9 protein-coding genes are annotated in these 15079 nt (G+C 31.5%); all 9 read right to left on the reverse strand.

Going from position 1 to position 15079, the window contains the following annotated elements:
* Window positions 1-83: 83 nt before the first annotated feature.
* The gene (xdh, locus tag IC218_RS11250) at window positions 84-2645 is read right to left on the reverse strand and encodes a selenium-dependent xanthine dehydrogenase (RefSeq protein ID WP_227433770.1); all 2562 of its coding nucleotides are present in this window, start codon (window positions 2643-2645) and stop codon (window positions 84-86) included.
* A complete protein-coding gene (hydA, locus tag IC218_RS11255) occupies window positions 2639-4030 on the reverse strand; it encodes a dihydropyrimidinase (RefSeq protein WP_227481906.1) in 1392 nt (463 codons plus the stop codon). Before hydA ends, xdh begins: the two co-directional genes overlap by 7 nt.
* Window positions 4031-4293: 263 nt before the next feature.
* Window positions 4294-5403: a 4Fe-4S binding protein gene (locus IC218_RS11260; protein ID WP_227824440.1), complete on the reverse strand. Its 1110-nt coding sequence runs from the start codon at window positions 5401-5403 to the stop codon at window positions 4294-4296.
* An 86-nt stretch (window positions 5404-5489) separates the two neighbouring features.
* Window positions 5490-6842 carry a nucleobase:cation symporter-2 family protein gene (locus IC218_RS11265; RefSeq protein ID WP_227824441.1) on the reverse strand — a complete coding sequence of 451 codons (1353 nt, stop codon included), beginning with the start codon at window positions 6840-6842 and terminating at the stop codon, window positions 5490-5492.
* Window positions 6843-6985: 143 nt separating this feature from the next.
* On the reverse strand, window positions 6986-8314 hold the full coding sequence (ssnA, locus tag IC218_RS11270) for a putative aminohydrolase SsnA (RefSeq protein ID WP_227824442.1): 1329 nt from the start codon (window positions 8312-8314) through the stop codon (window positions 6986-6988).
* 27 nt (window positions 8315-8341) lie between these two features.
* Window positions 8342-9925, reverse strand: coding sequence for an N-acyl-D-amino-acid deacylase family protein (locus IC218_RS11275; RefSeq protein WP_227481904.1), 1584 nt, complete (start codon window positions 9923-9925; stop codon window positions 8342-8344).
* 15 nt (window positions 9926-9940) lie between these two features.
* On the reverse strand, window positions 9941-11128 hold the full coding sequence (locus IC218_RS11280) for a YgeY family selenium metabolism-linked hydrolase (protein ID WP_227824443.1): 1188 nt from the start codon (window positions 11126-11128) through the stop codon (window positions 9941-9943).
* A 122-nt stretch (window positions 11129-11250) separates the two neighbouring features.
* Entirely contained in the window at window positions 11251-12465 is a 1215-nt protein-coding gene (gene dpaL, locus IC218_RS11285; RefSeq protein ID WP_227433763.1) for a diaminopropionate ammonia-lyase, read from the reverse strand.
* Window positions 12466-13078: 613 nt separating this feature from the next.
* On the reverse strand, window positions 13079-14887 hold the full coding sequence (locus IC218_RS11290; RefSeq protein ID WP_227824444.1) for a sigma 54-interacting transcriptional regulator: 1809 nt from the start codon (window positions 14885-14887) through the stop codon (window positions 13079-13081).
* Between the last annotated feature and the right edge of the window lie 192 nt (window positions 14888-15079).

A 15079-nucleotide genomic window follows, 5' to 3' on the forward strand; every position in this document is an offset into this window, starting at 1 on the left:
ATCATTTAAAATATACCTTATGCAAAAGGGTTTTTTTTATTTACAATTTAATTGATTTTTTTTATTTAATATTTATTTTTTTGTTATTTTTTTTTACTATATGGCGTATTTTGAAGTGGTAGTTCAGTTCTAAACTCTTTATCAAATACATAATAGGCATTTTGCACTGCTGGTGCAGTGGGAACTGTACAAATCTCTCCTACTCCTTTTGCACCATATGCCAATAAATCTTTGTTTTTTTCAACTATTACGGCTTGTATTTCTGGTATATCTGTAGATTTAAATAAGCCTAATGTACCAAATTTAGCTGTAGGTACAGAGTTGACTACTGGGTAATCCTCTGTTAAGGCATATCCAAGGCCCATAACAACTCCACCTTCTATTTGCCCCTCTAAACTGATTGGGTTTATAGCTCTTCCTACGTCATGTGCTGCTACTACTTTTTCTAATTTTCCATTTTCATCTAGCATTACAACTTGTGTTGCGTATCCATAAGCTACATGGCTTACTGGATTTTCTTTATCAGAACCCATTTTGTCTGTAACACTTGCATATTCTCCGTAAAATTCTTCTCCCTCTAAATCAGATAATGCTTTTCCAGTTGCTAAAGCTTCTTTTAATTTAATTGATGCAACCTTAGTAGCCTCCCCTGTAAATACTGTCTGTCTTGAAGCTGTAGTATTACCAGAATCTGGTGTCAAGTGAGTATCTGGAACTTCATGCACTATGTTTTCAGGTAGTAAATTTGCAGTTTCACAAACTACTTGAGTCATAACCGTACCAAGACCTTGACCTATACAAGAGGCACTTGTTCTTATATGAACTTTACCATCTTTTATTACCAGTCTACATCTTCCCACATCAGGTATCCCAACTCCTACACCACTATTTTTCATTGCACAAGCTATACCTGCACGTGGGTGTTTTTCATACTCTTCTTTTACAGCTTCTAATGTTTCTGCCATTGCTGTTCCTTCATCTGCAAATTGACCATTTGGTAAAACTTGACCAGGTCTTATTGCATTTTTATATCTTATTTCCCAAGGTGATATTCCAGCCATTTCAGCAAGTAAATTTAGATTACATTCTGTAGCAAAACAACTTTGTGTAACTCCAAAACCTCTAAATGCTCCTCCAGGAGGATTATTAGTATATACTGCTGTTCCAGTTATATCAATATCCTGATAATTGTATGGTCCTGCTGCATGAGTACATAATCTTTGCAATACTGGTCCTCCAAGAGATGCATAAGCACCTGTATCAGATATTATAGTTGCTTTCATACCTGTTAGATATCCATTTTCATCACATGCTGTTGTAAATTCCATTTCTGTAGCATGTCTTTTTGGATGAACAATTATACTTTCTTTTCTAGTAAGCTGTACTTTTACAAATCTCTTTGTGTGGTATGCAAGTAAGGCTGCATGGTGTTGAACACTCATATCTTCTTTTCCACCAAATCCGCCTCCTACCATCTTATTTATCACTCTTACTTTTTCATGTGGTAATCCTAACATATCTGCACATTCATGTTGAGTAGCAAACACACCTTGGTCTGTTGAGTAAATTATTACTCCATCTTCTTCATAAGGACCTGCTACTGCACATTCAGGTTCTAAAAATGCATGTTCTGTTGCAGGTGTAGTGTATTTTTTAGTTACAACGTATTTTGAGTTCCTTATTTTTTCTTCAGCATTTCCTCTTACTAAATGTTCCTTAACAAGTACATTACCTGTTTCATGTATATTTGGAGCATCTTCTTTAAGAGCCTCTGCTGTAGTACTTAAAGGTGTCAATTCTTCATAATCTATCTTAACTAGTTTTTTCGCTTCTTCTAATGCTTCTCTAGTTTCTGCTGCTACTAAAACTATTCCATCTCCTAAGTATCTAGTTATTTCACCTTCTGGAATTAAAGTATCCCAATCTTTCTTTAAGTGACCTACTTTTATAGTTCCTGGAATATCTTTAGCTGTAAGAACTGCAACAACTCCTGGGTAAGCTTTTGCTTCTTCTATATCTATCTTTTTAACTAATGCTCTTGGATATTTGGCTCTAACTGCTGAACCATAAATCATACCTTCTAATCTTATATCATCTACATATTCAGAGTATCCAAGTGTTTTGCCTACTGCATCAACTCTATGAAGACTTTCACCAACTAGACCTTTGCAGTTTACTTTTGGCACATCTATATCTTCTCTAAATATCTTTGCTGCCAAACTCACAGCTTTAATTATTTTTACATAACCTGTGCATCTACATATATTACCTTTTAAAGCTTTTTTTATGTCATCTTCAGTAGGATTATTATTAACGTCTATAAGCGCTTTTGAACTAATTACCATACCTGGGATGCAAAATCCACATTGAACAGCTCCTTGGCTGGCAAAAGAATATGCAAAAACATCTCTTTCTCTTTCTGATAATCCTTCTATAGTTGTTATATTTTTCCCAGCTAATTTATCAGTTTTAAATACACATGCTTTAGTTGCTTTACCATCTATTATGACCATACAAGTTCCGCAAGCACCTTCTGAACATCCATTTTTAACTGAAGTTATATTCATATCTTCTCTAAGGAAGTCTAAAAGTTTTTTGCCTTCTTTTGCAACAACTTTCTCTCCATTTAATATAAATTCTACCATTCTCTAGCCCCCTCTGTTAGACGCCTTTTTATATATCTCCCACTTGGAGTATTACAAATTAATTCTCCCTCTCTAACAACTTCTTTTCCTCTTAAATAAACATGTTCTATTTGACAATTTACTTCATAACCTTCATAAGGCGTATAATCTACATTTTGTAATTGTTTTTTTGCTTCTATTTTAGATTTTTTATTTGGATTTAAAACTAATATATCTGCATCACTACCTATTTCTATAGTTCCTTTTTCAGGATACATTCCAAATAGTTTGGCGGCATTAGTCGATGTTACTTCTACCATCTTGTTGATAGATATTTTATTTTTACAGACTCCATATGTGTATAAAAGACTCATCCTATGTTCCACCCCTGGCGAACCATTAGGAATTTTACTGAAATCGTTTATTCCAAGTTCCTTTTGCCCCCTATAATTAAAAGAACAGTGGTCTGTACCTATAGTATCTATTTGATTATTTAAAATAGCATTCCATAAAATTTCATTATTTTCTTTATCCCTTAAAGGTGGTGACATTACATATTTAGCACTTTCAAATCCTTCTAAATCATATAATTCATCACTTAATAGAAGGTATTGAGGACAAGTTTCAACTATCACATCTACTCCTCTTTGTTTAGCTTTTAGAACTTCTTCCAAAGATTCTTTACAACTTAGGTGAACAACGTACACCTTAGAATTTGCCACTTCTGCTATCTTCATCAGTCTTGAAGTTGCTTCTGCTTCTAATATAGCTGGTCTAGTTAATTGATGATATTTTGGAGATAGATTATTTTCTGCTTTTGCTTTATCCACAAGTTCACATATTATATCCCCATTTTCACAATGGAATCCAATAATTCCTCCTACCTCTTCTGCTTTTCTCAAAGCTTCAAAGATGACACCATCATCAACTTGAAGGCTTCCTTTATATGCCATATACAATTTAAATGAAGATACTCCCTCTTTCACCATGTCTTCCATTTCATTACAAACTGAAGCATTCCAATCTGTTATAGCCATGTGAAAACCATAGTCTGAATAAGATTTATCTCTAGCTTTTTCATGCCATTCATCTAATCCTTCTTTTAAAGAACAACCTCTAGATTGTGTAGCAAAATCTAAGATAGTAGTAGTACCTCCAGCTATTGCAGCTTTTGTTCCTGTTTCAAAATTATCTGCTGTCTTAGTAGTTCCTGTATCTAAATCAAAGTGAGTGTGTGTATCTATACCTCCTGGTATAATATAAGAATCACTAACATCAACTACTTCATCATTTTCTTTTGATATATCAACACCTATATCAACTATTTTCTCATTTTCTATTCTTACATCTGCACAGTAAGTTTTTTCACTTGTTACTACTTTCCCACCTTTTAAAACAATTCCCATATAGACTCCACCTTACTTATAACGTATCAATTTATTTTATCTGAAGAAATTAACTTAAAGTAATTTGATTAGAGAACTTATACACAGTAAATTTATATTTAGATTAAACCATTATTTAATTAAACTAATGTTTAGTTAAATCAACGTCATAAAATTATTAACTTCACGTTGTATTGTTAATGTATAAACTTGCTTATCTAATATATTTTATTATCTTAATATATTTATTACTCTAAGTTAATTACTAAAATTCTATATAATTATTATTCATTAACAGCTTCTACTTGATTGTAGCAAATACTTAAAGCACCTTTTGGACATCTAGTTACACATAATCCACAACCAAAGCACTTATCCACATCTATATTTAATTTATCTGTCACTTCTAAAGCTTCATATACACAGCTTGTTACACATTGTTTACATTTGATACACTTATTATCATCTACAACTGGAGCCACTGCATGAGTTCTAAATCCTCTAGCTGCCATTTTCTTATGAGTTAATCCTTTGATTTCATTAACATCAGCATATCCATTTTCATCTAAGAAATCATTTAATTCTTTAGCAATTTTTCCATATATAGAAGGCCCTTTAAGGATTGCTTCTGTACATACTTGAACAGCACTTGCTCCTGCCATCATCATTTCAGCTACATCTTTTCCACAAGTTATTCCACCAACACCTATAATTGGTATATTTACAACTTGAGAAGCTTCATATATACATCTTATTGCTAATGGTCTTATAGGAGCTCCTGATAACCATCCATATCCTGCTTTACTTCCCATTATAGGGTATCCTGTGTTTACATCTATTGCCATACATGGTCCAAATGAGTTTATCATTACAAGTCCATCTGCTCCTGCTTCTTCAACAGCTTTTGCAATAGTTTGAATATCAGTATGAGGACTCATTTTCATAAATACTGGTACATCTAAAACAGTTTTTGCAGCTTTTAAAGCATTTACTATTGGAGCAACATCTGTGCCTACATAATGAGTTGATAATTCAACTGCATCTGCGTAAGGTTTTACTAAAGGTGCAACCTCAGCTATTTGTTCTGCTGAATATCCCATACTTACTATTACTGGAAGACCTGCTGCTTTTACTTTTTTGTATTCTTCTTCTATCCATTGTTCTTTTGGAAGCTCTGACCATAATTCTGTATTTAAGAAACCACTGTTAGTTTTTGCCATACATGGTCTTGGTACATCTGCTGGTAACACAGATATAGTTTTTGTACATATAGCTCCTGCTCCACCTTTTGCTGCCTCTTGACAGAGATCACCATCTTTTGCTCCAGGACCTGCCGCTGTCATAACTGGATTTAAGAATTCCATTCCATATAAATTAACTTTTAAATTAGCCATATTATTATCTCTCCCTTAATTAAATATATTTTTTAATATTTAGCTTAGATACTCTTTTATATATGTTGCTTTTCATTTATTTCTTCCTATTTTGCTTCTTCAGTCTTAGGAGCTTTTTCCTTTTTTGAACCTAATTCATTGAAGAAGATATTCAAAAGTACTGCTGATAAACTTCCTGTTGTTATTCCACTGTGGAATATCGTTTGCACCCAAGTTGGAAAATTATGATAGAAATCAGGATTTGTCAGTGGTATCATAGATAACCCAACACTAACTGCTACTATCACTCCATTTTTAGTTCCATCAAATTTTACTTTACTTAGAGTTTTTACTCCTCCAACCATTACCATTCCAAACATTGCAAATCCTACTCCACCAAGAACAGGCTTAGGTATTGCTCCTATTATTGCTGCAAACTTTGGTAAGAAACCAAGTACTAGCAATATTACCCCTGCATAAACTGCAATAAATCTTGATTTTATACCTGTAAGTCCAACAATTCCTGTATTTTGACCAAACGGAGTTATTGGAAATGAATTGAATATTCCAGATAAAGCTGTAGATATTCCATCTCCAAATAGACCTCTTTTAATATTTTTACCAGTTACCTCTTTGTCTACCATTTCGTGAATAGCTATCATATTACCAACTGATTCTGTCATAAGTACTAACATAATTAAGCATAATGATAATATTGCAGATGGTTCAAATCTAGGCATTCCAAATTTTAAAGGTACATTTAAGTTAAGCCAACCAACTCCACTTACTGCACTAAAATCAGCCATTCCAACTGCCATAGAAAGTAATGTACCAAGTACTATACCTACCAATATCGCTGTACTATTCCAAATTCCTTTTAAGAACTTAAATGAAAGTAAAGTTATAGCCAATACTGCTAAAGCTAATGCTAATGAGTTTGGTTCAACCGCTTCCAATTTGTTGTCAGTTATCCACTTTATCCCAACTGGGAATAGTGAAATACCTATTACCATAACAACTGTTCCAGTAACTACACTAGGGAAGAATCTTATTAGTTTTTCAAATACTGGAGCAAGTAATATACAAAACAGTCCAGCTACTATTACAGAGCCAAATACTGTCTGTATTGCAACTTGAGAATCACTGTATGATGAGGCTATTGCTGTCATACCTGCCACAGCGGCAAAACTAGTTCCTTCAATTACTGGTATTTTAGCGCCTACAATATTTCCTATACCAACACTTTGTATGAGTGTTCCTATACCTGCCATAAACAAGCAAGCATTTATTAAAAAAACAATACTAGCATGATCTAGTCGTGCAGCACTTCCTATCATCATAGGAACTGCTACCGCTCCTGCACACATTGCTAAAACGTGCTGTAGTGAAAATACCCAGGATTTGGATACAGGTAACCTTTCATCTACTGGAGCTATTTTAGGGCTTTCATTTTGAGACATGTTGGGTCTCCCTTCTATATTTAGTTTAATATTCTATTCCATATATTTTTTATCTATATACTTCATTTAAATTCTACTTTTGTCTAAGTTTTATTTTTAAAACTTATATTCTTCTCTCTTACTTGTATATCAATATCAATTATTTAGATTCTATTCCATAGGTTCTGACTTAGTTCTCTACTCTTAGCTAGAATACTTTCTTCATCAATGTTTACCAATTTTCTGTCTTTCATAAGTACTTTTCCATTTATAATAGTTGTATCCACGCTTCTTCCACTCATTCCAAATATGATGTGTCCCCCTATTGTGTTTTCTGTCAATGGAGTATGTGGTGTATAATCAACTACTATGACATCCGCATAAGCACCTTTTTTAAGTATGCCTAGGTCATTTTTATAATAAGACTTTGCTATTTTTTTATTGTTATCAAATAACATTGTTTGTGATTCTCCAAATCCAACTCTTGGGTCACTTAAGTGGTGTTTATGAATTATATTAGCAACCTTTAACGATTCAAACATATCACTAGTGTATCCGTCAGTTCCTAGACCTACTGTAACACCTCTTTTTAGTAATTCTATTGCAGGAGAACATCCAACTGCATTTCCCATATTAGATTCTGGATTATGAACTACAAATGTATTTGTTTTATTTAAAAGATTGATTTCATCTGTACTTATATATATACAATGAACTGCTATAGTCTTTTCTTTTAGAACACCAAAATCATTAAATCTTTCTAAAACTCTTTTTCCATATTTATCTACATTATATTGTAAGTCTGCTAATCCTTCAGCAACATGTACATGATAACCTGTATCAAGACCAGCCATTTCTGAGGCACACTTATTTAATGTATCATCAGACAATGTAAATGCAGCATGAAGACCAAACATTCCCTTTATCATGTCTGTATCATCTTTTTGAGCATATTTTATGAAATTTACATTTTCATTGATACCTTGTTGTATTGTATCTCCACCATCTCTATCAGATACCTCATAACAAAGGCATGTTCTTATTCCCAAATCTTTTGCAACATCTGATATTGTAAATAAACTACCTTCAATTGCATTTGGACTTGCATGATGGTCATAAACTGTTGTGACACCATTTTTTATACATTCTATATAAGTTGCATATGCACTGTATTTTGTATCTTCTAGTGTAAGTTGTTTATCAAGTCTCCACCATAAATTGTTTAATATTTCTAAAAAATTTTCAGATGGTTTTCCTGGAACTGCCATACCTCTAGCAAATGAACTGTATATATGCATATGTGAATTTATTAGACCAGGCATGATTATCTTCTTGCCTGCATCTATAAATTCATGTCCTGGATATTTCGCTTTCATTTCCTCAGTAGTACCTATATCTTCAATCAGATTGTCATTTATTACAACACATCCATCTTCCATATAGGGATTTAAAGAATCTTGGCTTATTAGCCTCCCATTCCCCACTAAAATCATAAATTTATTCCTCCTTAAAGCTAAGATTTAATTTTTAAGTACTTTTCCTGCTTTAATTTTATTGTATTTTCCTTCTTCAACAACACAATTTCCATTTATAATTACATAATCTATACCTGTCGGATATTGCATGGAATTGATAAAATCATCACATCCACTAACAGTATCCTTGTCAAATATAACTAAGTCTGCAAAATATCCTTCTTTTAGTTCACCTCTATCTTTTATACTAAAGCTTACTGCTGCTTTTTTAGTCATTTTATAAACAGCTTCTTCAACTGTTAGTACATTTAATTCTCTAACATATCTTCCTAGTATTTTAGGGAAAGAACCATATGCTCTTGGATGTGGCTTACCTGCTAAAAGACCATCTGTACATACATTTTGCTCGTCTCTTTTCATAAAACCTATTATATGTTCTTCCAAGCCATAGAAATCTACCATTCCAACTGCATTTTCTTCTTCTTTCAATAAATCAAACGTTGCATCTAACGGGTCTTTACCTCTCATCTTTCCAATTTCTAGCAGGCTCTTACCAATTGTATCTTGATTTTTTTCTGTCTTTACACTTGTTACAAAGATTTGGTCTATTCCAGCAAATTCTATAAAGTTATCCCAACCTTCGATTCCATTTGCTATATCTTTTTTCATTTTTGCTCTTTCGTTTTCATCACTTAATCTTTCTATTAATTTATCAGTTCCTCCTGAATGTGCCCATGGAGGTAAAACTACTCCAAGCATTGTACTTCCAGCTGCATAAGGATATTGGTCAAATGATACTCTTATACCTTCTTTTTCTGCTTTTTCTAAAAGTTCTATAACTTGAGGTATATACTTCCAATTTGATTTACCACAAACCTTAAAGTGTGAGAAGTGAACTTTTACTCCTGATTGCTTTCCAATTTCTATAATTTCTTCCATTGATGTTAAAATTGTATCTGCTTCACTTCTTTGATGAACCACAAATACTCCATCGTATTTTGCTACTACTTTACACATCTCTATAATTTCTTCTGTCAATGAATACGCACAAGGTATATATATAAGTCCAGTTGATAATCCTATAGCTCCTGCCTTTAATTCTCTTTCTGTGATTTCACACATCTTTTGAATTTCCTCTTTAGTGGCAGGTCTATCTTCAAGCCCCATTGCTTCCATTCTTACATTTCCATGAGGTACTAAATAGGTTTCATTTAACCCTACCCCATTTTCATCCATCATTTTTAAATAGTTTTCTGTTGTTTCATATTTCCAATCAATTTCATCACTTTCACCATCTAGGCCTGCTAAATTTTTTCTCCAAGAAGATATATGCTCTTGAGGTAGAGGGGCCATAGATATTCCATCTTGGCCCAACACTTCTGTTGTAATTCCCTGTCTAATCTTTACCTCATTATATGGATTAACCAAAATCACTAGGTCTGAATGGCTATGAGTATCTATGAAACCTGGACATATAACTCTACCTTTTGCATCTATAACTTTGTCAGCTTCTTCGTTTAAATCCTGTGATATTTTTAATATTTTTTCGTTTTCTATTAAAATATCCCCTTCATATGCTGGTGTTTTATTTCCATCTACTATAAGCCCATGTTTTATTAAAGTTCTCACAAAACCATCTCCTAATTATTTTTTATAAACTGATTTTAATATTCCATAATATCCTTCTGCACCTTTGAATAATTGGTCTAACTCTATATGTTCATCTATTGTATGAGCAAGATTTTCTCTAGAAGGACCAAATCCTATAGTTCTTATTCCAGCCTCACCTGCATAATGGCTTCCATTTGTACAGAATGAGTATTGAGTTATTTCTGAATCTATTCCAGCTTCTTTTAATCCTTTGTATGCTGCTTGAACAAATTCATCATCTTCATCGTATAACCAACCTGGGAAGAATCTTTCACTTTCTATAGTATTCCCTGTATAACATTCAGCTTTTTCAGATGCATAAGAAACTTTTGCATTTAATTCTGAGTCTTCTTTCATCATTTCATCTAATAAGGCTTGTATTGGAGCTAGTACTCCTTCTCTTGTTTCTCCAACTAATAATCTTCTATCAAAAGTAGCTTTACAATAATCTGGCACCACTGATGCACCTGGATATGGAGAAGATTTTATATCTGTTAAAACTAATATTCCATCACCTAAAACTGGATGAGTTGGAGGTACTAATTGTTGTATTCTTTGAATTACATTAGCCATTTTATAAACTGCGTTTATACCTTTTTCTGGGTTAGCAGAGTGAGCTGGTTTACCAAAAGTTTCTACAACTATTTCTCCTCTACCTCTTTGACCAATCTTTAAGTTTAGTTCTGAAGATTCTCCGATTACAACATAATCAGGTTTAACAGCTTTACTTATTTCTCTAGCTGAAACTCCTTCAAATATTTCTTCATGAACAACTCCTGCTACATATAATTCACCTTCGAAGTCTTTATTAGTATCTTCTGCAAAGTATGAAACAGCCGCCATCATAGCACTTACTTGACCCTTCATATCAGAAGTTCCTCTACCATATATTTTTCCATCTACTATTCTTGCTTCAAAAGGAGGAACACTCCACTTACTTGCATCTGGAACTGGAACTGTATCTATATGCCCATCAAATAATATTTTTTTCCCTGGTTTGTTTCCTTTTATGCATCCTATTATATTTCCATATCTATCTCTTGACCAGCTGTCAAAACCTAGCATAGCAAAATTTTCTTCAATTGCCTTTACTACATTTTCTTCTTGACCTGAATAACTAGCATTTCTTATTAAATCTTGGCATACTTCAGTTAATTGTTTTTTTCTTATTTCATTTAACATTTTGATATTCCCCCATATAATTTTTAATTTATTGATGCTTCACTTTATTTATTGTTATTTTACTTATTTACTTATTAATATTTCACTTATTAAACTTTTATTTATTTTTTATTTTAAATTTTTTATTTACTTTGGTATTCTCCATTCCAAACTATATCTTTATATTTGTCTGGGTCAGTGTCTCCTTCTGTACTTATTAATAATACTTTAGAGTTTTCATCTAATTTCAAAGCCTCTCTTAAATCTTTTAAATCTTCACTTTCAAGTATTGAAACTAATGCTCCAGTTGTAACTGCTCCAGATTCTCCAGAGATTACTTTTTCATCTCCTCTTAGAGGATTTCCTAAAACTCTCATACCTTTAGCAGAAACCCAGTCTGGTGCTGAAACGAATGCTGATGAATAATTTTTTAATACTTCAAATCCTATAGTATTTGGTTCTCCACAAGCAAGACCTGCCATTATAGTTGGCATATCTCCACCTACAAATCTTGGTTTTCCATCTCCTGCTTCTGCTGATTTATAGTAACAATCTGCCTCATCAGCTTCTACTACTACTGTTATTGGGCATTCGTCATATATTGAAGCAACATATCCTTGAACTGCACCAGCAAGCGAACCAACTCCTGCTTGCACAAATACATGCGTTGGTCTATCTACTCCATATTCTTTTAATTGTTCTATAGCTTCTTTAGCCATAGTTCCATATCCTTGCATTATCCATGCTGGTATTTCTTCATATCCATCCCATGCTGTATCTTGAACCATTACTCCATGGTCATCAGCTTCTGCATAATCATTAGCTAATCTTACTGCATCATCATAATTTAAGTCTGTTATACTAGCATCTGCACCTTCTCCCTTGATTTTATTTAATCTAAATTCAGAAGAACCTTTTGGCATTAATACAACAGATTTTTGACCTAATTTATTAGCTGTCCAAGCAACTCCTCTACCATGATTTCCATCTGTAGCTGTAAAGAAAGTTATTTCTCCTAACTGGTCTTTTATTTCTTTTGAAGTTAATTTTTCATATCCTAACTCTGATATATCTTTATTTAATCTTTGAGCTAAGTATTTACCCATAGAGTAAGAACCACCCAAAACTTTAAATGCATTTAATCCAAATCTATAAGATTCATCTTTAACATATATTCCGCTAACTCCTAATAATTTTGCTAAGTTATCTAATTTAACTAAAGGAGTTTTTTCATATTGTGGAAAACTCTCATGAAATGCTTTAGCTTTTGCAATTTCTTCGTCCTTTAAAAATTCAATTCCTTTTTCTTTTTCCTCTGCTTTAGGTAAGTTATTTAATTTCCATTTTATTTCTCTCATTTATTTTATATTCCCCTTTCAAATTTTTCGATGTCATTATTAATTTTTTATCTTTGTGTCTTTATATAAAGCAATTACTGTGCCAATATTATTTATTCTAAAAATATTTTTTTTATGTTGGAATTACATACTTTTTTCAAATTTATTTAAATGTTGTAAAATCTGAGTGTGAAAAATAAGATTTATAAAAGAAAAAATTCTCATATTGGGAAATTTTTATCAATACGAGAATTATCATTTCGAGAAACCGTTTCTTTGTTTTTATTTTCCTTTATTATGCTTTTACTTTTCTATATGTCTGTTATTTTGTCTTGTATATTACTATTTTTACCTTCTATATTTATATTGTTATAACCTTCTATATTTTATGTTTTTATTTTAGCTTTCTATAATACTGTTATTTTTATGTTTTACATATTTGTACTTTATAAGCTCAAACTTTTATTTTCTATTATTTATACTGACTCAATATCTTACAAGCTTATAATTTTATTTTTATATAGTATTATTACTATATTAGTCTCTTCTAGTGACACTTCTATTATAGAGGCTTTATTTTTATTGACCTACAAATCACATTGCCATACATTTAAAACTATTTTCTATGTTTAATTTATTGTTGTTCCTCTTCTAGTTTTCTGTATAATGTAGCTAAACCTATCCCTAAATCTTTTGCTATTTTCTTTTTTGTCTTTGTATCTCTTCCATATTTATTTAACAACTTATGTATGTAAGTTAACTCCAATTCTTTAATTGAAAGTATTTTTTCTTGGTTTTCTACTATTCCCCCGACTATATCATCTTCAAACTTTTTTACCTCATTATTACTCTTAAAACTATTTCCTTCAATATTATAATAGTTCAAAATATCTAATGGAAGCATATCTTTATAGATTATTCCATCTTCTCCAACTAAATTCATCATATATTCAACTGCATTTTCTAATTCTCTTATATTTCCCGGCCAATTATAATTAACCAACATATTCATTACATTTTTTTCTATTTGATTCAATTTTATATCTAATTCTAAAGAATACTTGGAAACAAATTTCATCATTATAGTTTCAATATCATCTTTTCTTTCCCTAAGAGGTGGCAAATTTATAGGAATTACGTTTAACCTATAGTACAAATCATCTCTAAACTTACCTTCATTCACCAACTTAAGTAAGTTTTTATTCGTTGCAGCAATTACTCTTATATCTAAATCTATAAGTTTATTTGAACCAATTCTTGCAAATTTTCTTTCCTGCAAAACTCTAAGTAACTTTGCTTGTAAAGGCATAGATAAGTCTCCCATTTCGTCAAGAAATATGACCCCTTCATTTGCAAGTTCAAACTTACCAACCTTACCTCCACTACTAGCCCCACTAAATGCACCTTTTATATAGCCAAATAACTCACTTTCAAGAAGGTTTTCTGGAATAGCAGCACAGTTTATAGCAATAAATGGCTTATTCCATCTACTTCCTTCAGCATGTATAGCTCTAGCAATTAGCTCTTTCCCTGTACCACTTTCACCAGTTATAAGAACTGTTGAATTTGACTTTGCTAATTTCTTAGTTCTCTCTTTAACTTTCACCATTGATTCTGAGTTCCCAATTATAGACTCTATATCACTATTTCCCCATCCACTATTGACTTTCCCATGTCCTTTATGGTTTATATATGTCTTATCAAATATAATTATCTTGTCATATTGATTTATATATGGATATACAGGAATTATTTTGGCATTTATATTATAAATTTTGTTATCAATATCAATTTCTAGTAATTCATGTCCATTTGAAGAAGATTCAACAGATACTATTTTTACTGTATTTTCTATTATATCTTTTCCAATATCTAATTTTTTCAAAGCAATATTGTTTATATAAGATATTTTGCTATTTATATCTAATATAACAACACCTTTTTCAACATTTTCAATTATTTCTATCATCATGTTCATTTTTCTACTGCTACTTTTTGACACTTCATGTTCTTCTATCTTCATAGAAATTAAATCGCATATATGATTGACAAACTTCAAATAATTATCTATTTTTGCACTTATTTCTACTTTTTTAGTTTTATCTGTACTAATAGCGCCAATTACTCCTATAGTACGATTATTATATTTTATTGGAACTGCTATTATTACTTTATTTAGGCATTTCATGTAATGGGAACATTCTATACAAAGCTGATTATCACATATATCTAATACGACTAATTCCTGACCTGTCTGTATAACTTTATCATAAAGAAAACCTTCAGTAACAACGCTTTCATTTATTTTTGATTTATACAGACCTGTGCCACTAATTCTTATTAATCTATCATCAACTATTTCAATATCTACATCTAACACGCTAGCTACTGTTTCAGTGTATTTTATCATTTCCTGTTGAAATTCTTTTAATTTACTTACCATAGTTTCCCCCATTAGAATTTAATTTACTAAATTATCAGTTTAGCTATATTTTAACATATAGTTAATTTTTAAAATATATATAAAACATTACTTATTTATATATTTACATTGAAATACATAATAATAATTATAAAAAGATTGTTTTATATTAGGATTACTTTAATTATAATACACAAATAATAAAATAAAAAA

Source organism: Clostridioides sp. ES-S-0005-03 (genome assembly GCF_020658455.1).
In the GTDB taxonomy this organism is placed as follows: Bacteria; Bacillota; Clostridia; order Peptostreptococcales; family Peptostreptococcaceae; genus Clostridioides.